15 protein-coding genes are annotated in these 19,131 nt (G+C 72.2%); 8 read left to right on the forward strand and 7 right to left on the reverse strand.

What is annotated here, in order from left to right:
* Positions 1-22 precede the first annotated feature (22 nt).
* From OEY_RS0108955 to macS, 3 genes are all read right to left on the reverse strand, one after another.
* Complete coding sequence (locus tag OEY_RS0108955) at positions 23-2,893, reverse strand: AfsR/SARP family transcriptional regulator (RefSeq protein ID WP_237713740.1); 2,871 nt, start codon at positions 2,891-2,893, stop codon at positions 23-25.
* 89 nt (positions 2,894-2,982) lie between these two features.
* The gene (locus tag OEY_RS0108960; RefSeq protein WP_225223230.1) at positions 2,983-3,636 is read right to left on the reverse strand and encodes a LuxR C-terminal-related transcriptional regulator; all 654 of its coding nucleotides are present in this window, start codon (positions 3,634-3,636) and stop codon (positions 2,983-2,985) included.
* 31 nt (positions 3,637-3,667) lie between these two features.
* The gene (gene macS, locus OEY_RS0108965; RefSeq protein ID WP_010593547.1) at positions 3,668-4,876 is read right to left on the reverse strand and encodes a MacS family sensor histidine kinase; all 1,209 of its coding nucleotides are present in this window, start codon (positions 4,874-4,876) and stop codon (positions 3,668-3,670) included.
* Positions 4,877-5,044: 168 nt separating this feature from the next.
* Between macS and OEY_RS0108970 the strand changes: the two genes are divergently transcribed.
* The 5 genes from OEY_RS0108970 to OEY_RS0108990 all read left to right on the forward strand — a co-directional run bounded on the left by OEY_RS0108970 (position 5,045) and on the right by OEY_RS0108990 (position 10,395).
* On the forward strand, positions 5,045-6,514 hold the full coding sequence (locus OEY_RS0108970; protein ID WP_010593548.1) for an adenylate/guanylate cyclase domain-containing protein: 1,470 nt from the start codon (positions 5,045-5,047) through the stop codon (positions 6,512-6,514).
* Between the two features lie 70 nt (positions 6,515-6,584).
* Positions 6,585-7,718, forward strand: coding sequence for a lysylphosphatidylglycerol synthase transmembrane domain-containing protein (locus OEY_RS0108975; protein WP_043805022.1), 1,134 nt, complete (start codon positions 6,585-6,587; stop codon positions 7,716-7,718).
* A 105-nt stretch (positions 7,719-7,823) separates the two neighbouring features.
* Complete coding sequence (locus tag OEY_RS0108980; protein WP_010593550.1) at positions 7,824-8,384, forward strand: YceI family protein; 561 nt, start codon at positions 7,824-7,826, stop codon at positions 8,382-8,384.
* A 73-nt stretch (positions 8,385-8,457) separates the two neighbouring features.
* Entirely contained in the window at positions 8,458-8,835 is a 378-nt protein-coding gene (locus tag OEY_RS0108985) for a DUF3054 domain-containing protein (RefSeq protein ID WP_010593551.1), read from the forward strand.
* A 93-nt stretch (positions 8,836-8,928) separates the two neighbouring features.
* A complete protein-coding gene (locus OEY_RS0108990; RefSeq protein ID WP_010593552.1) occupies positions 8,929-10,395 on the forward strand; it encodes a peptide MFS transporter in 1,467 nt (488 codons plus the stop codon).
* 74 nt (positions 10,396-10,469) lie between these two features.
* On the opposite strand, the gene OEY_RS0108995 is transcribed toward OEY_RS0108990, so the two are convergent.
* The 3 genes from OEY_RS0108995 to OEY_RS0109005 form a co-directional block, all read right to left on the reverse strand.
* The gene (locus OEY_RS0108995) at positions 10,470-11,207 is read right to left on the reverse strand and encodes a sulfite exporter TauE/SafE family protein (RefSeq protein ID WP_026138042.1); all 738 of its coding nucleotides are present in this window, start codon (positions 11,205-11,207) and stop codon (positions 10,470-10,472) included.
* A gap of 54 nt (positions 11,208-11,261) precedes the next feature.
* Positions 11,262-12,938, reverse strand: a complete 1,677-nt coding sequence (locus OEY_RS0109000) for an NTF2-like N-terminal transpeptidase domain-containing protein (protein ID WP_051009375.1) — start codon at positions 12,936-12,938, stop codon at positions 11,262-11,264.
* Positions 12,939-13,021: 83 nt separating this feature from the next.
* Entirely contained in the window at positions 13,022-14,812 is a 1,791-nt protein-coding gene (locus OEY_RS0109005) for a penicillin-binding transpeptidase domain-containing protein (protein WP_010593555.1), read from the reverse strand.
* Between the two features lie 236 nt (positions 14,813-15,048).
* Between OEY_RS0109005 and OEY_RS0109010 the strand changes: the two genes are divergently transcribed.
* Together OEY_RS0109010 and OEY_RS0109015 are read left to right on the forward strand one after the other, a co-directional pair.
* Positions 15,049-16,584, forward strand: coding sequence for an ABC-F family ATP-binding cassette domain-containing protein (locus OEY_RS0109010; protein WP_010593556.1), 1,536 nt, complete (start codon positions 15,049-15,051; stop codon positions 16,582-16,584).
* Positions 16,581-17,402: an alpha/beta fold hydrolase gene (locus OEY_RS0109015; RefSeq protein ID WP_010593557.1), complete on the forward strand. Its 822-nt coding sequence runs from the start codon at positions 16,581-16,583 to the stop codon at positions 17,400-17,402. Before OEY_RS0109010 ends, OEY_RS0109015 begins: the two co-directional genes overlap by 4 nt.
* Here the strand turns inward: OEY_RS0109015 and OEY_RS0109020 are convergent.
* Complete coding sequence (locus tag OEY_RS0109020) at positions 17,399-17,797, reverse strand: VOC family protein (RefSeq protein ID WP_010593558.1); 399 nt, start codon at positions 17,795-17,797, stop codon at positions 17,399-17,401. The genes OEY_RS0109015 and OEY_RS0109020 overlap by 4 nt on opposite strands.
* Before the next feature lie 203 nt (positions 17,798-18,000).
* On the opposite strand from OEY_RS0109020, the gene OEY_RS0109025 reads away from it, so the two are divergent.
* Positions 18,001-19,071, forward strand: coding sequence for a class I SAM-dependent methyltransferase (locus OEY_RS0109025; RefSeq protein ID WP_010593559.1), 1,071 nt, complete (start codon positions 18,001-18,003; stop codon positions 19,069-19,071).
* Positions 19,072-19,131 lie beyond the last annotated feature (60 nt).

The raw sequence follows: 19,131 nt of genomic DNA on the forward strand, positions 1-19,131 counted from the left end.
CCTCCAGGACAGCGAACGGGGCTTAGCTGCCGCTTAGCTCCGGCTGGGCACCGACGTGCCCCGTCCGGCACAGCCGGTCGAGCAGCGCGCTCACCTCCGCGCGGTCCAGGCCGGCGCCGAGACCGACGTACCGTTCGAACTCGGTCCCCCCGAGCGCATCGCGGACGACCGCCACCTCGCGCGGGCCGTCGACGGGATCCATCACCTCGGGCAGGAAGCCGATGCGGCCACCGAGGGCACGGACCGCGCCGAGCAGCATCGCGCCGACGTCGGGTGTGCCGAGCCGGGCCACCAGGGCCGCGGCGCTGTGGACGAGTACCAGCCACGACGTCACGTCACCCTCGGCCTCGAGAACCGGCTGCATCACCCGGACCGCGTCGAGCGCCGCATCCGTGTCCCCGACGTCCATCGCGGTGCGCATGAGGGTCCACGACGCCGAGCCGACCGCCCAGCCGTGGCCGCAGCGCTCGCCCGTCTCGACGGCCTCGCGCAACACCTGCTGGGCCCGCTCGGGCCGGCCGAGGAAGCGCAGGATCATGCCCTCGATGAGCAGCGCGTCGGCGCGCTGCCACACGGCACCCTCCCGGCGCAGGACGTCGGCACTCTCGTGGGCTGCGCGCAGGAACTCCTCGGACGGTCCCGTGATCGCGGAGCAGTACGCCCACCAGGAGCGCATCCATGCCTCGGTGACGGCATCGCCGGTGCGCGCCGCGGTCTCGGCGGACCGGAGCAGCGCGGCCGCCGCGGTGGCCGGGTCGCCCGCCAGGTAGGTGAGTCCGCCCAGTCCGGTCAGCGCCGACGACAGGGTCGCATCCGGGACGACGGCGGCGGACCCCTCCACCGCCCCGAGCCCCGCCGAGATCACCCCGAGGCCCTCCCGGATGTGCCCGCGCCGGTACCAGAACCAGTAGAGCGCTCCGGCGAGTTCGAGCAGGTAGACGGCGTCGCCGGCGGCTGCGGCGGACGCCGCCGCGGCGCGGTGCTCGGCGATGTCCGCCGTCAGGGCGTCGAACGTCTGCCGCGCCCGGGAGCCGCGCAGGTGCGGCGTCGCCGCGAGGGCCCGCCGCAGCACGAACCGGCGGTGCACGACGGCGGTCCGGTCCCGTTCGGACGCGTCCACGCGTTCCAGGGCGAACTCCCGGATCGTCTGCAGCATCGAGTACCGCCGCGGCGACGACGCCGGTTCCACGCGTAGCAGCGACCGTCGCACGAGGGCGGTCAGCGGCGGCAGGACGCTCAGCGGCGGCGCGCTGCCGTGCACGGCGGCGGCGCCCTCGAGATCGAAGCTGCCGGCGAACACCGCCACCTCGCGCAGCAACCGCGCCTGCTCGTCGTCGAGGAGCCGGTAGCTCCACTCGATCGCGTCGGCGAGTCCGCGTTGCCGAGGCGGAGCGGTGCGAGAGCCGCCCTGCAGCAGCGCGAACCGGTCGCTCAGCCCCTCCGCGATCTGCTGCTCGGACAGCACCCGCAGCTGTGCCGCCGCCAGCTCGATGCCCAGCGGGATCCCGTCGAGCTCGGTGCAGATGCGGCGCACGGGCTCGGTCACCGCGTCGTGGATCGTCCAGCCCGGCACCACCCCGGCGGCCCGGACGCCGAACAGCTCGACGGCCGCGTCCTCGTCCAACGGCGGCACCTCGTAGACCCATTCGCCGTCGAGGCCGAGCGGCTCCCGGCTCGTCGCCAGGATCCGCACGCCGGGGCAGCGCTCGAGCAGCGCCGTCACCAGCTCCACGACCCCGTCGAGCAGGTGCTCACAGTTGTCCAGGACGAGGACGAACTCGCGGGGGGCGAGGACCGTCGCCAGGTGATCGACGGTTCCGGGGCCGAGGATCTGCAGGGCTGCCGCCACGGTCGCGGCGACCAGCGCGTCGGCGCGCACCGCCCCCAGGTCCACGAACCACGGTCCGTCGGCGCGGCGTTCACCGCCGTGGCGGCACACCTCCACCGCCAGACGTGTCTTGCCGACCCCGCCGGGGCCGACGAGCGTGACCAACGGTTCCCGGGCCACCGCCGCACCGACCTCCGCGAGTTCACGGCCGCGGGCGACGAGGGCGGTGCGTGGGCACGGCAGAGTGGAGTTCGGGTTCCGCGGGGCCGCGGCCGCCGGCGGGATCGCCGTGCCGAGCAGCCGCGCGTCGTCCTGCCGCAGCACCGCCGTTTCGAGTTCGCGCAGTCCGGTGCCCGGTTCGATGCCGAGTTCACCGTCGAGCACGGTGCGCACGCGGCGCAGCGCCGCCAGCGCGTCCGCCTGCCGGCCCGCCCGGTAGAGGGCGACGACCAGCAGTTCCCAGGCCCGTTCGTCGAGCGGGTGCGCGGCGACGAGCCGCTCGGCGGTCTCGACGACGTCGGCGCCGCCCAGGTCCAGCCGGATCTGCAGCAGGGCCTTGCAGGTGCGCAACTCGACCGCCGTCAGCCGGGCGACTTCGGGGCGCACGAACTCGGCGTCGGCGACGTCGGCGTAGGGCGACCCGCGCCAGCACGAGAGGGCTGTCGCGTACGCCTCGGCGGCGGCCTGAGCGGCGCCCTGCTCGCGCAGCCGGTCGCCCCGCGCGACGAGGTCGGTGAACCGGACGGCATCGATCTGCTCGGCGGCGACGGCGAGCCGGTACCGCGAGCCCTCCCGGACGATCACGCCCTCGTCCCCGCGCGGCCGCTGCGGGCTGAGCCGGTCGCGCAGTTTGGAGACGGCGAAGTGCAGCGAGCTCGTCTTCGGGTCGTCGACGTCGTGCCAGACCTGCTCGAGCAGCCGCTCACCCGACACGTCGCCCGGGAACGCGACGACGAGCGCGGCAAGCAGGGCGCGCTGCCGGATGCCACCGAGGTCGACGGGTCGTCCGTCGACGCTGACGGCGAAGCCTCCGAGTACGCCGAGCGCCACGCCAGGGGTAGTCATCCGCGCTCCGCCTTTCGATCGAGCACGCCACCGCCGCAACCGGACTGCGGAAGCGGTCGAATTCTAGAGGACCGGTGACGCCCGGTGCGCTAGTCCAGTCCCTGTTCGATCGCGTACCGGGTCAGCTCGACGCGGTTGGCCAGCTGCAGCTTGCGCAGCGTGGCCTGGACGTGGTTCTCCACCGTGCGGTGGCTGAGGGTGAGCCGGGCGGCGATCTGCTTGGCCGACAGTCCCTTCGCGACGAGCCGCAGCACCTCGGTCTCGCGTTCGGTGAGGGTGGGCGGGGCGGGGGCGCGCCGGCCGGAGTCCGACGACATGCGGCGGTACTCGCCGGAGGACATGCGGCGGTACTCGCCGAGGACCAGACCGGCCAGGCCGGGCGTGAACACCGCCTGCCCGGCAGCGGTCGCCCGCACGGCCTCGGCCAGCTCGGCGGCCGACGCGCTCTTGACCAGGTACCCGCAGGCACCGGCCTTCACGGCCCCGAGGACGTCGTCCCGCTCGGAGGACGCGGACAGCACCAGCACGCGGCTGGCTGGGGAGGCCCGGAGCACGGCGACGGTGGCCTCGGTGCCGGTGCCGTCGGGCAGCGTCATGTCCATCAGCACGACGGCCGGCTGCACCGCCGCGGCCCGGCGCGCGGCCGCACCGACGCCGTCGGCGGTGGCGACGACCCGGAAGCCCGCCGCGTCGAGGTCCCGCGAGACGCCGTCGCGCCACATCGGGTGGTCGTCGACGACCATCACCGTGATCGGGCCGCTCGTCGCGCTGTCCTCACCCACCTCGTGCTCCCCTCTTCGGAATCCGGATCTCCCATTCGGTGCCCGCACCGGGCGCGCTGTCGAGCACCGCGACGCCACCGAGCCACTGCGCGCGGCCGACGATCGACTTCGACACACCCATCCGGCCCTCGGCGCGGGCCTCGGCGAGCCGCCCGTCCGCGATGCCCTTCCCGTCGTCGCGGACGCTGAGGATCACCTCGTCGCCGAGGTCCTCGACCAGCACGTACGCCTTCGCCCCGGCACCCGCGTGCAGCGTGGTGTTGGTCAGCGCCGTGGTGGCGATCGCCGCCAGTTCCGCGGCGCGGACGCGGTCGAGCAGGACCGGGTCGGCGGGCGCCGAGACGGTGACGCCGGCACCGGCCTGGCCCCGCAGCAGCGCCCGCAGGTCCACGAGTTCGTCGCCGCGGTCGAGCCGGGTGCCCTGTTCGGAGACGAGCATCCGCAGCGCGGCCTCCTGCTCCCCGGCGAGCCGGGCGAGTTCGGCGGCCTCCCCGCCGAGAGCGGTGCCCCGGCGCCGCACCAGGGCCAGGACCTGCAGCACCCCGTCGTGCACCTCGCGGGCGAGCCGGTCGCGTTCCTCGGTGGCGGCCGCCACCCGCACGGCCTGCTCGAGCTGCCGGTGCGCGCGCCGGGCGGTGGTGGTGGCGAATCCCATCGCGACGCCGACCGCGACGAGGACGGGGGCGGTCGCGTCCCGCCACAGGTCGAGGTTGATCTGGTCGCGGACCACCGCGCTGACCGAGGCCATCGCCAGCGCGGATGCCACGCCGGCGGCGGGACCGCCGAGGATCGCGGCCGAGAGCACCGCGTTGGCGACCCAGAGGGTGGTGGGCAGCGTCTGATGGGCGCTGTACCAGTCGTGGTCGGCGACGAGCCGCGTCGCGCCCATGAGTGCGACCGCGACGACCTGATCCATCCCGACCACCACGGCGCGCCGGCCGACTCCCTGCGACAGCAGCACCGCCGACACGCCGGACCACACCGCCAGCAGCGCGACGAAGAACCAGCTGAGCTGCGGGGAGGTGTAGTGGGTGACGGTGGAGAACTGGGAGCTCACGGCGTAGACGACGGTGACGAGCCGGAACACCTGCGCGGCCCGCCACAGCGGCGCGTCCGGGTCGGCGCCGATCCGGTCCCGGGCGGGTGCGGCGGGCACGGCGACGCGACGCGGCGGCCTGTCGTCGGCTCTGCGCCGGACCATGCGGACGTTCCCCTTCCCGGTCGATCGTCGCGCCGAGGGTAACCGCCCGAAACGCCCGGATCACGACCATGGTGCGCTGTGACGGTGGGCACAGTGGTTTGATTTGATGTCGTGTTGGGGTCCTATCGAGCCGTCGCGGCGACGTTGCGTAGTCGCTGGCCGCTCTACATGGCCTCGATGGGGGCGTCGAACCTGTTCGGCGCGCTGCTGGTGTTCGCGTTCGTCCGGTACGGCATCCCGCTGTCCGAGAACGAGAACATCATCGCGGACCGGGTCCGCAACTTCGCGGTGTTCGCGGTGTATCTGGTGTTCGCCGGGATCGTGAGCCTGACGGCCGCGGCCCTGATGCTGCGGGCGGTGGTGCGGTGGCAGCTGCGCGGCGGCCCGCCGACCCGATCCGAGCAGATGTCCGCGCTGCACGCGCCGCTGCGGCAGGCGATCGTGCACCTGGTCCTGTGGATCCTCGGCGGCGTGCTGTTCGTGTTCCTCACCGCGGAGGAGATGCCGGAGCTGGCGGTGGCGGTGGCGATCACCGTCGCGATGGCCGCCACGAGCACGTTCGGGTTCACGTACATGCTCGGCGAGCGGATCCTGCGGCCGGTGGCGGCGCGGGCCCTGAGCGAGGGGGAGTTCGACCGGACCCTCGCGCCGGGTGTCGGTACGCGCCTCGCCATGACGTGGGGGCTCGGCACGCTGATGCCGGCCGGCGGCATCGCCCTGCTGTGCGTCACGCAGTTGACCACCGACGTCGAGTTCCCGGTGGACGCGATGGCCTGGGCGGTGCTGGCGCTGTCGGTGATGGCGATCGGTCTGGCGGGGGTGCTGTCGTCGCTCACCGCGGCCCAGATCTCCGACCCGGTCAAGCAGCTGCGCTGGGCCATCGAGCGGGTCCAGCGCGGCGCGACGGACGTGCAGGTCGAGGTGTTCGACGGCAGCGAGATCGGCCGCCTGCAGGTCGGCTTCAACCGGATGATGGCCGAGTCCGACGAGCGGCGGCGGCTGCGCCAGCTGTTCGGTCAGCACGTCGGCGAGGACGTGGCCCGCCGTGCCCTGCAGTACGGCACCGAGCTCGGCGGGGAGACCCGCTACGTCGCAGTGCTGTTCGTGGACATGGTGGGATCGACGGCGACGGCGGCCGAACGCCCGCCGGGCGAGGTCGTCGAGCTGCTCAACGAGTTCTTCCGGGTCGTGGTGGACGTCGTCGACCGGCACCACGGCTTCGTCAACAAGTTCATGGGCGACGCGGCGCTGGCGATCTTCGGCGCTCCGCTGGACCGGCCCGACGCGCCCACCGCCGCGCTCGCGGCGGCCCGGGAGCTGCGATTCGCGCTGGACGAGATCACCGATCTCGACATCGGCATCGGGGTCTCGGCGGGGCTGGCGGTGGCCGGCAACATCGGCGCGGCCGAACGGTTCGAGTACACCGTCATCGGCGATCCGGTGAACGAGGCGTCGCGGCTGACCGAACTGGCGAAGCTGCGGCCGAGCCGGGTGCTCGCGTCGTCGAGCGCGTTGTACTTCGCCGACGACGAGGAACGGGCCCACTGGGAGCTCGGCGACGAGGTGCAGCTGCGGGGCCGCCGCCGGGTGACGCATCTCGCCTGGCCGGTGCGGTATCCGGAATCGGGCCACGAGTGACGGACGGCCGGACGAGTCGGCGACGAAAAGGACGATCCACCCTCCGGTCCGCTTGGCTACGCTGAATCCTGTGGCGCAGCCCCGACGTGATCCGCCAGCACCCGACGCCACGCGGCGCCGGGGTCGCTTCGGGCGGGTGAAGTGGCTGCTCGCCGTGGCGCTGGTCGCCCTGCTGGTCGTCGAGGGCATCTACCTGTGGCCGACGCTGGCCGACTCCTGGCGCGCTCTGACCGAACTGCACTGGGGCTGGCTGGCCGCGTGCATCCTCGCGCAGGCCCTGTCGCTGAGCGGCTTCGCGGAAGTCCAGCGACGGCTGCTGCGCGCCGGGGAGGTCGTCGTCGGGCACGTGCGCTCGGCGTCGGTGATCTATGCGAGCACGGCGATGGCGGTGACGTTGCCGGCCGGTCCGGTGTTCTCCACCGCGTTCACCTACCAGCAGACCCGGCGCTGGGGTGCGACGCCGGTGGTGGCGTCGTGGCAACTCGCGGTCTCGGGGGTGATCGCGGCGGTGACGCTCGCAGCGGTCGGCGTGGGCGGCGCGTTCGCGGTCGGTACGCGGGTGAGCCCGGTGACGCTGGTGCTGTCGGTGGCCGGGGGGATCGCGTTGATCGTCGGTGTCCGGTACGCGTCCCGCAATCCGTCGTCCGTCGAGTCGGCCGGGGCGTGGGTTCTCGCGCGCGTCAACCGCCTGCTGCGCAAGCCGGCCGACACCGGGTTGGAGAAGTTCGAGCAGGTCCTCGGGCAGATCGAGGCGGTGCACCTGGGTCGGCGCGACGGGCTCGCCACGATCGGCTGGTCGGCCGTGCACCGGGTCTTCGACGTCGCGTGTCTGGGGTTCGCGTGCTGGGCGGTGGGCGGGGAGCCGTCGCTGCCGGGACTGCTGATCGCGTTCGCGGCCGCCAAGGCGGTGGGGAGCATTCCGCTCGCGCCCGGCGGGCTGGGTTTCGTCGACGGCACGTTGATCGCCACGCTCACCGCGGCCGGGATGAGTGCCTCGCAGGCCCTGGCGGCGGTGTTCGTGTACCGGGGCGTGAGCTTCATCCTGGTCGCGCTCGTGGGGTGGACGGTGGTGGCTTTCAAGTTCCGGACGAGCCGGCACGAGGAGGACATCGACGCCGATCTCGAACGCGAGGAACACGCCCGTTCGGTGCTCGAACGACGTCGCGGCCGGGCCGCGAGCGAGGGCACCCCCGCGCCGGAGTGAGATCCACTTCACATCGCAAGTAGTTGCGGAATCAACCATTGGATGCGATCGTTGACTGCATCGAAGGTTGAAACTTCAACCAATACTCGACCAGGAGGAGCACCCATGACCACCGCCGCCACCACCGCCACCTTCCCCGGGCTCACCGCCGGCACCTGGGTCATCGACTCGGTCCACTCCACGGTGGGCTTCACCGTCCGGCACCTCGTCGTCAGCAAGGTGCGCGGCACGTTCGACGACTTCTCGGGCGCCGTCACCGTCGCCGAGGACGGCACGGTCGCCGTCGCCGCCGAGATCCAGGTCGCGTCCATCGACACCAGGAACGCCGATCGCGACGCCCACATCCGCTCCGCCGACTTCTTCGACGCCGAGCAGTTCCCGACCGCGACCTTCCGGTCCACCGGCGTGCGCACCGCCGGAAGCGACTACGTGGTCGACGGCGAGTTCACCCTGCACGGCGTCACCAAGCCCGTCGAACTGAAGCTCGAGTTCAACGGAGTGAACCCGGGTATGGGCCAGGGCCCGGTCGCCGGCTTCGAGGCCACCACCGTCCTCAACCGCAAGGACTTCGGCATCTCCATCGACATGCCGCTCGAGGGCGGCGGCGCCGTCGTCGGCGACAAGATCACCATCAACCTCGAGATCGAGGCCGGCCTGCAGGCCTGATCCCGTCCCGCACAGCGAGCGCTCTCCCGTCCCGGAGGGCGCTCGCTGTCGTCGTCGCCCTACGCTGGACGACGTGAAGAAGTACGCACCCGCCCTGATCGACGTCGTCCTGGTCATCGTGTTCGCCGCGCTCGGACGCGCGAGTCACGACGAGGGGGTCGATCTGGTCGGACTCGCGAGCACGGCATGGCCGTTCCTGGCCGGCCTGACCGCGGGATGGATCGCGACGGCTGCGCTCTACAAGGAGAAGTTCGATCCGTGGCTGGTCGTCCCGACCGGCGTGCTCGCCTGGCTGTCCACCGTGGTCGTCGGGATGCTGTTGCGGGTCGTCACCGGCCAGGGCACCGCCGGGTCGTTCATCGTCGTCGCATCGATCGTGCTCGCGGTGTTCCTGCTCGGGTGGCGCCTGCTGGCGGGCCTCTGGGCGCGCCGACGCGTCGACGCCGCCTGACCGTTCCGCCCCGTCCGAGCCGTAGTGCGCATATCGGACAGGGTCCGGGGCGAACGCCGTCCGGGAGACCGGGGCTGTGCGAGAGTGACAGCCATGAGCGAGACCGCGCCGCCGCCCGAACGGACTCGGGAACGAACCTTCTTCGGCCAGCCCTTCGCCCTGGCCAACCTGTTCGGTGTCGAGATGTGGGAGCGATTCTCCTTCTACGGCATGCAGGGCATCCTGATCTACTACCTGTACTACTCGGCCGCCGACGGTGGACTGGGGATCAGCGAGCTGGCCGCGACGTCGATCGTCGGCGCGTACGGCGGCACGGTCTACCTGTCGACGATCCTCGGCGCCTGGATCGCGGACCGGCTGCTCGGTTCCGAACGCACGCTGTTCTACAGCGCGATCCTCATCATGCTCGGCCACATCTCGCTGGCTCTGCTGCCCGGACTCGCCGGAGTGGCGGTCGGCCTGGTGTTCGTCGCGGTCGGCAGCGGCGGCCTCAAAGCCAATGCGACGTCGCTCGTCGGTGATCTCTACGACGAGCAGGACACCCGTCGCGACGCCGGGTTCTCCATCTTCTACATGGGCATCAACATCGGGGCGCTGATCGGTCCGCTGCTCACCGGGTGGGCGCAGACCGAGCTGGGCTTCCACTACGGATTCGGCCTGGCCGCGATCGGCATGGCGCTCGGCCTGATCCAGTACACCCTCGGCCGCAAGCACCTGCGCGGGATCGGCGCCACGCCCCCGCACCCGCTGCCCGCCACCCAGCGGGTCCGCGCCGCCGGGATCGCCCTCGTCGTGCTCGCCCTGATCGCGGTGCTGTTCGCGACCGGACTGGTCACCGTCGACAACCTGTCCGACGTCGTGGTCGGCACGATCGTCGCGGCCTCCGTCGTCTACTTCGTGGTGATCCTGTCCAGTCGGCAGATCACCCCGGCCGAACGCAGCCGGGTGGTCAGTTTCATCCCGATGTTCCTGGCCAGCGCGGCCTTCTGGTCGCTGTTCCAGCAGCAGTTCACCACCGTCGCGGTCTACGCGGACAAGCGCCTCGACCGCAACCTGTTCGGCTGGGACTTCCCGCCGGCATGGGTGCAGTCGATCAACCCCGTGTTCATCATCGTGTTCGCCGGTGTGTTCGCCGCGCTGTGGACCCGGCTCGGGCCCCGGCAGCCGTCGTCGCCGGCGAAGTTCGCGATGGGCACGATGCTCATGGGCATCGCATTCCTGTGCTTCGTCCCGATGTCCGGCGGCGGCCCCAACAGTGCTCCCGTGCTCGGTCTCGCCGGCATCCTGCTGCTGTTCACGTTCGCCGAGCTGCTGCTCTCCCCCGTCGGGTTGTCCCTCGCGACGAAGCTCGCCCCACGCAACTTCCACACCCAGATGGTGGCGCTGTTCTTCCTGTCCGTCGCACTCGGCACGGCGATGGCCGGCACGCTCGCCAAGTACTACGACGAGGCGAACGAGAAGCCGTACTTCGCGTGGATCGGCTTCGGTTCGATCGCGATCGGCGTCGTGCTGGCGCTGCTGTCGCCCTGGATCCGGCGGAAGATGCAGGGGGTGCACTGACCCGGCGGTGTCACCGACCGTAGGTCGACGATGTCACCGACCGTAGGTCGACGGTGTGCACGGGCGCGGCGGGCTCACCGGAGGGCCAGCCACACCGCCAGCCCGAATCCGGCGAGTGCGACCCCCACCCGCAGCACGTCGGGCGGGATGCGCCGGACCACCGGCGGTCCGCACCACCCGCCCGCGACGGCCCCCAGCGCCATCGCCGCGGCCGCACCCCAGTGCACCGGGCCGAATACGGCGAACCCGATGGCCGCGACGAGGTTGGCCACCCCGAGCAGGTAGCTCTTGAGGATGGTGGCGCGCCAGATGTGCTCGGAGGTGCAGATCAGGGTCACGGCGAGGAAGACGACGCCCGCCCCGGCCCCGAAGTAGCCTCCGTACACGGCGACGACGAACAGCAGCGCCGAGTACGGTCCCGGCAGGTCCCGGCCGCCGGACAGGGCGCGGATCCGCGGCTGGAGCAGCAGCGCGAGAGCCGCGAACGCCACCATGTAGGGCACCACCGCCTCGAACGACCCCGCCGGCGCCCACAGCAGCACGACGGCGCCGACGAGGCCGCCGAGCGCCGAGTACGCGGTCCACCGCCACAGCCGTGGGCCGGTGTCGACGACCTCGCGGGTCGAGTTGGCGAGTGCCCCCACGCCGACCCCCACCATCGCGACGGTGTTGGTGACGTTGGCGGCGACGGGTGGCAGCCCCGCGGCGAGCAGCGCCGGGTACGACACGATGGACGCAAGGCCGGTGACGAACCCGATGAGCCCGGCGAAGAACCCCGCGACCGCGAGCAGCAGCAGGTCGACGGGGGTCACGAGCGACAAACGTACCCGGGTCCGCTCCGACGGGACCGTCGAGGTCCGCGGCGGTCAGCCGTCGGTGGGCGGCTTGGCCAGCTCCCGCAGGAACATGTCGGCCATCTTCACCGCACGGTCGCCGCCGTCGGCGTTGGCGACGAACACCGCGAACGCCAGATCGCCGGTGTATCCGTAGAACCACCGGTCGTCGCCGCTCGCGGCCGCGATGCCGGCCAGACCCGGGTGACCCTTCAGGAACGATGCGGGGCCGCTGCGCACGTTCTCGGCCATCGCGGCGCGCAACGCGTCGGTCACCTGCGGTGGCAGCGGTTCGACGGTCTCGTCGACCTTCGCCGACCTGCCCTGCACGATCGCCGGCAGCGGCGCTTCCCCCCGCGCGACGGACGCGGCGAGCAGCGCGGCCCCGAACGGACTGACGAGCGCCTCGCTGCCGCCGTCCGAGCCGGAGAACTGCACCACGCCCGACCGGTTTTCCCCGATCTGCGCGGTCTCGAAGTCGAACCCCGGAACGTCGTAGTCGAGTCCGAGCCCGAGCCGGCGGGCGGTGGCGGCCAGATCGTCGGTGCTCACCGAGACCGGATCGACGCCCCGGTCGAGGCCCGCGGCCAGGCGCACCGGATCCAGTACCTGTCCGGCCGGGTACAGCCCGCGCGAGGCGACCGGTCCGAGTTCCATCGCCCAGTTGTTCACGTCCAGGGCCAGGACGCCGCCGGTGGACGGCTGGATGGCCACGATGGCCGCGGGGGTACCCACGCTGACCACGGCTTCCTTGGCGGCGAGCTGGACGTGCGAATCGAGGGTCGCCTGCAGGTCCGGCGGCGGCGGGCCCTGGAAGCCGGCGAGCTGCACGGGGTCGGCGCCGGGTTCTTCGAGGGTGACGGCCCAGCCGGCGGTGGCGTCGCGTTCGAGCTGCCAGGCCGCGCGCAACGGGTCGAGCAGGGGTGTGGAGATCCGCCGGTCCGCGCTGATCAGGGTCGGTGTCTCGACCACCACGACGCCCGGGATGGACACGATGTCGTCCTCGAGGAACTGGTAGTCCTGGTCGCGCAGCTTCACCGCGGTGATGCGCGCGCCCGGGTCGGCCGCGAGGTTGCGCTGCAGCAGGTCGGCGGTGATGACCGGGGCGACCGGTTCGAGTACCTTCGCGAGCCGTGTCGTGGTGTCGACCGGATCGGACGTGAGGGCGGGGTCGACGACGACGGCGTTGATGGTCTGTTCGGCCATGAGCAGCCGACCGGTGCGGTCGAAGATCTTCGGCGGGGCGGCGTCGGTGCGCACGTGGTGCACGGTGCGGGTCCGGTTCAGGTCGGGCACCAGCACCTGCGGGTCCCAGGAGATCCGCCAGCCGACGGCGAGGTTCTTGGCCACGCCGTCCACCTGGTAGCCCCAGTCCTTGCCGGGCCCGAAGTTCCAGTCGGCTCCGAGGGAGAAGAATCCCGTCTGCTCGTTGAGTTCGACGAACTGGGCGACGTCGAACTCGACGTCACCGTCCTTCATGCCCTCGAACATCTGGCTGATCGACGTCTCGGCGGCGTTCGGGTACGAGGTGAGGGCGGCCGCGCCGGCGGCGTCGCGTTCGTTCAGTTCCGCGACGAAGTCGTCGACGAGTCGCTGCGCGTCGCTCCGGGAGTCGTCGAACACGCAGGACGCCATGCCCGCGGCGAGAACCACGACGGAGACCAGGGCTGTCACGCGGCCGCGCATCCTGCGCCAGTCCCGAAAACCCATAACGACCAACTTTCACTTCTGTCACTTCAGCAACAAGCACGTCCTGCCTACGATGCGATCACGATTGCGCCTCGAACCGCGTATCACCCCCTCAGCAGGCGTCCCGCCACGTCCACTGCCGGCGCCGAACTGCCCGCTCCCGCAACGAAAACCGCGAATGCGAGGTCTCCCTGCGAGCCGACGAACCACCCGTGGGCACCGGTGCCATCACCGTACTCTGCCGTCCCCGTCTTACCGACGAGTTCGGGGATGTCCCGCAGCGCACTCGCGGTTCCCCCCGTGACAGTCTCCCGCATCATCGTCCGTAACGCGGCAGTGACCTCCTCCGGCGCGGCGCCGGGCGCGCGATCGGCCACCCCCGGCCGGCCCTCGACGAGCATCGGCAGCGGTGTCGACCCGTGCGCGATGGACGCCGCCACGAGTGCCATCCCGAACGGGGACGCCGTCACCCGGCCCTGGCCGATCGCGGACTCGACGCGCTCCGCCGGCGTCCGCGCCTCGGGCACGTTGCCGGTGACCGTGACCAGTCCGGGCGTGACGTAGTCCACCCCGAGCCCGAACTGTGCGGCCGCGTCGGTGAGCGCGGTCGCCGGCAGTCCCACGGCGAGCCGGCCCATCGTGGTGTTGCACGAGAAGGCGAAGGCGGTGTGCAACGGGACGGAGCCGAGGTCGAAGCTGTCGTCGTTGGGGATGACGCGACCCTCGATGTTCGCGGTCCCGGGGCACGGCACCACCGTGTCGGGGGTCGTGGCCCCGGCCTGCAGCGCGGCCGAGGTGGTGACGGTCTTGAACGTCGAGCCGGGCGGATACAGCCCGGTCAGGGCGAGCGGCCCCTCGGCGTCGGCGGCGGCGTTCTGCGCCACCGCCCGCACCGCCCCGGTGGACGGCTCGATCGCGACGATCACCGCCGGTTGCTGCATCGGCGCCAGGACCGCCTCGGCGCGCGTCTGCAGGTCCAGGTCGAGCGTGGTCTGCAGGTCCGGCGCCGGTGGACCGTCGGCCCCGGCGACGCGGCGCGCGCTGCCGTCCCCGGACACGAGCCGCACGGCCCAACCGGCGGACGCGTCCTGCCCCTCCTGCCACAGCTCGCCCAGCCCGGACAGCACCGGCGAGGCCAGGGTTCGGTCGACCGTCAGCAACCGGGTCTGCCGGACGAGGGTCACCCCGGGCAGCGCGGCGAGCTGCGCTTCGATCGGCGCGAGGTCGGTCTCCCGGAGGGTCACCGCCGTCACGGGCTTGCCCGCCGCGGCGGCGACGTCGGCGGCAAGCGACTGCGCGGTGATCGTGGGCGCGGCCGTCGCCAGCAGGGGCGCGACGGCCGCCGGGTCGGCGGTGGCATCGAGGCTCACCAGCGTCACGACCTGTTGTTCGAGGATCGGCTGCCCGCGGCGGTCGAGCACCGACGGCGCCGGACCCACCGTGGTCGTGTAGCTCAGGGTGGTGCCGGCGGTCAGGTCCGGGGCGAGCAGCGCCGGATCCCACTCGATGCGCCAGCCCTGCGGGTCGAGGTCCACCGCACTGCCGGACGTGCGGTACGCCCAGTCCCGCCCGGCGCCGAAGGTCCACGCGACGTCGAGGTCGAACGTGCCCGCGTCCCCCGTGCCGGCGAGGTTCACGTCGGGGCGGACCGTGCCGGACCCGTCGACGCCGAGACCGTCGAACACGTCGCCGATCGTCGTGGCCGCCGCCGCGGGGTCGGTGGTGAGGTCCGCCGCGGCCTGCACGTCGCCGGCCTCGAGCGCCGCCGCGAACTCGCCCACGACGGTCTCGGGCTGGTCGGGCCCGAAGGAGCACCCGGCGGCCGCGAGCGCGGCGACGACGGTCGTCAGGAGCGGAACCGGTCGGCGTCGAAGGATGGGCACGACCACGATCATGCCCGAATTCGGACGGTGCCGTCGGGCACGACCCGGGAGGGCGTGCCGTACAGGCGGCACGTTGTGACGCGGGTCGCGGTCGCGCAGAAAACCGGTTGCCGCTCCGCGATCACCGATCTACCGTGGATTCTCGTCACGTTCCCGCCGATCGGAGAAGGCCGTTGCTCCTGTAGAGGTTTCGCCCGCCGCGCCGCACCCTGCGCGCGGTACGTCGTCACCTACTGCCGGGAGCAGCCATGTCACACCCTTCCCCGATTCTCTCGGACCTCGCGTTCACCTGGCCGGACGGCACCGTGGTGTTCGACGGTCTCGACACCACCCTCCCCACCGGCCGCACCGGACTCGTCGGGCGCAACGGGTCCGGCAAATCGACTCTGCTGCACATCATGTCGGGCGATCTGCCCCCGACCCGCGGTTCCGTCACGATACGTGGCCGGGTCTCGCTGCTGCCGCAGGACATCGTCCTCGACCGGCACCGCACCGTCGACGCCGTCCTCGGCATCGACGGCGTGCGTGCGGCACTGCGGCGCATCGAGGCCGGCTCGACCGCCGCCCGCGACTTCGACACCGTCGGCGAGCGCTGGGACGTCGAGGAGCGCGCCCTGGCCACCCTGCACCACCTCGGCCTCGACCGAATCGTCCGATCCCCCAGCGACTTCGATCGCACCGTCGGCACCCTCTCCGGCGGCGAGACCGTCCTGCTGGCCCTCACGGCCCGTCTGCTCGACGAGCCCGACGTCCTGCTGCTCGACGAACCGACGAACAACCTGGATCCGGCGGCCCGCACGCGTCTGTACGACGTGCTGCGGGAGTTCCCCGGGACCCTCGTCGTCGCGACCCACGACCGCGACCTGCTCGAACGGGTCGACACCGTCGCCGAGGTACGGGACGGAGACCTGCGGCTGTTCGGCGGCAACTACAGCGAGTACGAACGCATCGTCGCGGCCGAGCAGGAGGCCGCGCTGGCCGCGGTGCGCGACGCCCGCGCGGACGTGCGCCGGCAGGCGCGCGAACTGCGCGACTCGCACGTCAAGCTCGCCCGGCGAGAGCGCTACGGCCGCAAGATGTTCGAGAACAAGCGGGAGCCGAAGATCGTGATGGGCGCCCGCAAGCGGCAGGCCCAGGAGTCGGCGGGCCGGCTGCGGCGCGAACACGAGGGCAAGCTCGCCGGCGCGCGTGAGACCCTCGAGCAGGCCCAGGACACCGTGCGCGACGACCGGGAGATCCGGGTGGACCTGCCGGAGACGGAGGTGCACGCCGGGGCGCGCGTCGCCGAGGGTCCGCTCGAGATCGTCGGCCCGGAGCGGATCGCGCTGCGCGGACCCAACGGTTCGGGCAAGACGACGTTGCTGCACGCCGTCGTCGCGGCCGGCCCCCGGGTGCCGTTCGCGGTGCTGCCGCAGCGGCTGGACATCTTCGACGGGACGCTGTCGGTGGCGGACAACGTCGCGCTGCGTGCCCCGCACCTGTCGGCGCAGCAGGTCCGGGCGTTGCTCGCCCGGTTCCTGTTCCGCGGTGCCGACGCGGACGTGCCGGCGGCCGCCCTCTCGGGCGGCGAGCGCCTGCGGGCGGCGCTGGCGACCCTGCTGGCGGCGGACCCGGCGCCGCGGCTGCTGCTCCTCGACGAACCGACCAACAACCTGGACCTGCCCGGCCTCACACACCTGGTGCAGGCGCTGCGTGCCTACCGGGGCGCCCTCGTGGTGGTCAGCCACGACGAGCGGTTCCTGGCCGACATCGGCGTGACCCGGTCGGTCAGACTGGAGCGGTGAGCCATGCGATCAACCCTGTCGACGGAACCCGCATCGCCTTCTCGGTGATCGACTCCGACGCCGGCGCCGGCAGCCCGTCGCTGCTGCTCGCGCACGGCAGCGCCCTCTCGTCCGCCATCTGGCGGGGATTCGGGTACGTGCGTCCCCTGCGGGAGCGGTACCGGCTCATCCTGCCCGACCTGCGCGGACACGGCCGCAGCGACAAGCCCCACGTCCCGGACGCCTACGCGATGGACCTGATCGTCGACGACGTGCTGGCGGTACTGGACGCCGCCGGCACCGACCGCGTCCACTACCTCGGATACTCGTTCGGAGCCCGGGTCGGCCTGTCGCTGGCGGTGCGGGACACCGGGCGGCTACGGACGCTCACCGTGGGCGGTGGCAGCGCCCGTGCGCAGGCCGGGACGTTCGACCGGTTGTTCTTCCCGGGATGCGCCGACGTGCTCGGTCACTACGGCATCGACGGGTTCCTCGAGGCATGGGCGGAACACCTCGGTGCACCCGTCGACGCGGCGACACAGGCCGCGTTCCGGGCGAACGACGCAACCGCCCTCGCCGCGTACATGCGGCGGTCGGATCGCGAACCCGGCATCGACGACGCCGCCCTCGCCGCGCTGGACGTGCCGACGCTGGCATTCGTCGGTTCGGAGGACGGCGAACGGATCGACGACACCCGAGAGCTGTCGCGGACGATCCCCGGGGCCCTGCTCGCCGTCATCCGGGGGTACGACCACGCGACGACGATCGCGGCGGCGCCGGAGGTACTGTCCGTGATCGAACCGTTCCTCGCGGCGCACGCCGACGACTCGTCCGGCTAACTCGCCGAGGACGGCTCGTCCACCCACTGCACGAGCTGGTAGACGATGCCGTTCGGGTCGCGCATCTGGAAGTACCGCTCGCCCCACGGCTCGGTCTCGATCGGGGTGACGATCGGTACTCCTTCGGCCTGCAGGCGTTCGTACTCGTCGTCGATCGTGTCGACGACGAAGGCGACGAGCGTCCCCTGCCCGGCGTCGCCCGCGATGCTCGCGGGCTTGAAGCTGCCGAGCCCGGTCCGCAGGAAGACGAGGTTGAAGCCGGCGTCCTCACGGGTGAGGGAGACGAACCCGTCCTCGGCCATCGCTTCGGTGAACCCGAGGTGGCGGGTTGCGAAGTCGGCCGACGCGGCCACGTCGGGAACGTTGAGGGACAGGGCACTGGCGGTGATCTGCACGGTGAACTCCTTCCGGTTGCACGACTCCGAACGTCCGGCGGACGCATCTGGTTCCCGCACCCCGCTGCGTGGGGGTGGCCGAATGTCACATCGCTTCGATCTGATCGACGGGATGTCACATTCGGCCCCCAAGGGGGTGTTGTCCGCCGCCCGGAGTCGGAGGACTCTCGGAATCACCCCTGTCCCCTCCGGAAGGCCCCACCGTGACGCACACCGTCTCCCCCGTCGACACCGCTGCTCAGCGCGTCCTCGACTCTGCGCTCGGCGCCGTCGATCTGATCGCGATCTACCTCGGCGACCGGCTCGGCTGGTACCGCAGCCTCGTCACCGACGGCCCCGCCGCCGCCGACGAACTCGCGACGCGCACCGGAACCGACCCGCGCTACGCCCGCGAGTGGCTCGAGCAGCAGGCGGTGACCGGTCTGCTCGAGGTCGACGACGACGATCCGCCGCGCTTCACGCTCCCGCCCGCGGTGGCCGAGGTCCTCACCGACGAGCAGAGTCTCAACTACCTCGGGCCGCTGGCCCGCATGTTCGCCGGGGTGTCCGTGCAACTCCCGGCTCTGCTCGACGCCTACCGCACCGGCGGCGGCGTGAGCTGGGCGCAGCTCGGCACCGATGCGCGCGAGAGCCAGGCGGACATGAACCGGCCGTGGTACGAGAAGGCGCTTCCGGGTGCCCTGGCGTCCGTGCCGGACCTGGACGCCCTGCTACGCCGGCCGGGGGCCGTGATCGCCGACATCGGCTGTGGCGGAGCATGGTCCACGATCGCGCTGGCCCGCGCGTACCCGCAGGCCCGGTTGTTCGCCGTCGACATAGATCCGGCGACGGTCGCCCTGGCCCGGACGAACGTCGCGGCGTGCCCCGACGTCGCCGACCGGGTCACCGTCGTCGAGGCCGACGCGGCCGGCCTGCCCCACGAACGCTTCACCGCCGCGTTCGCCTTCGAGTGCGTCCACGACATGCCGCGCCCCGTCGAGGTGCTCTCCGCGGTGCGGGGTGCACTCGCGCCCGACGGTGTCATGGTCGTCATGGACGAGGCCGTCGCCGACCGGTTCACCGCGCCCGGCGACGAGGTCGAGCGGCTGATGTACGGGTTCAGCATCGTGTGCTGCCTGCCGGACGGCATGAGCCATCCGCCGAGCGCGGGAACCGGCACGGTGATGCGCGCGGACACCCTGCGCCGGTATGCGCTCGACGCGGGCTTCTCGGACGTGTCGGTGCTGCCGATCGAGGACTTCGGGTTCTGGCGGTTCTACCGGCTGGCCCCCTGACCGGTCTCAGCACGACGCCGGCCGGCGTGCCTCCGACGGGCCGGCTTCCGGCAGGGCCGG

The sequence above is a fragment of the Rhodococcus sp. P14 genome (genome assembly GCF_000256505.1).
Taxonomy (GTDB): domain Bacteria; phylum Actinomycetota; class Actinomycetes; order Mycobacteriales; family Mycobacteriaceae; genus Rhodococcus; species Rhodococcus ruber.

Excerpts from the sequence above, each read along its gene's own strand:
- OEY_RS0108970 (WP_010593548.1), top strand. The coding sequence starts at position 5,045 with ATGGCCTCGATGGGGGCGTCGAACCTGTTCGGCGCGCTGCTGGTGTTC.
- macS (WP_010593547.1), bottom strand. The coding sequence starts at position 4,876 with ATGGTCCGGCGCAGAGCCGACGACAGGCCGCCGCGTCGCGTCGCCGTG.
- OEY_RS0108955 (WP_237713740.1), bottom strand. The coding sequence starts at position 2,893 with ATGACTACCCCTGGCGTGGCGCTCGGCGTACTCGGAGGCTTCGCCGTC.
- OEY_RS0109010 (WP_010593556.1), top strand. The coding sequence starts at position 15,049 with ATGTCACACCCTTCCCCGATTCTCTCGGACCTCGCGTTCACCTGGCCG.
- OEY_RS0108990 (WP_010593552.1), top strand. The coding sequence starts at position 8,929 with ATGAGCGAGACCGCGCCGCCGCCCGAACGGACTCGGGAACGAACCTTC.
- OEY_RS0109000 (WP_051009375.1), bottom strand. The coding sequence starts at position 12,938 with ATGGGTTTTCGGGACTGGCGCAGGATGCGCGGCCGCGTGACAGCCCTG.
- OEY_RS0108960 (WP_225223230.1), bottom strand. The coding sequence starts at position 3,636 with ATGGTCGTCGACGACCACCCGATGTGGCGCGACGGCGTCTCGCGGGAC.
- OEY_RS0109005 (WP_010593555.1), bottom strand. The coding sequence starts at position 14,812 with ATGATCGTGGTCGTGCCCATCCTTCGACGCCGACCGGTTCCGCTCCTG.
- OEY_RS0108980 (WP_010593550.1), top strand. The coding sequence starts at position 7,824 with ATGACCACCGCCGCCACCACCGCCACCTTCCCCGGGCTCACCGCCGGC.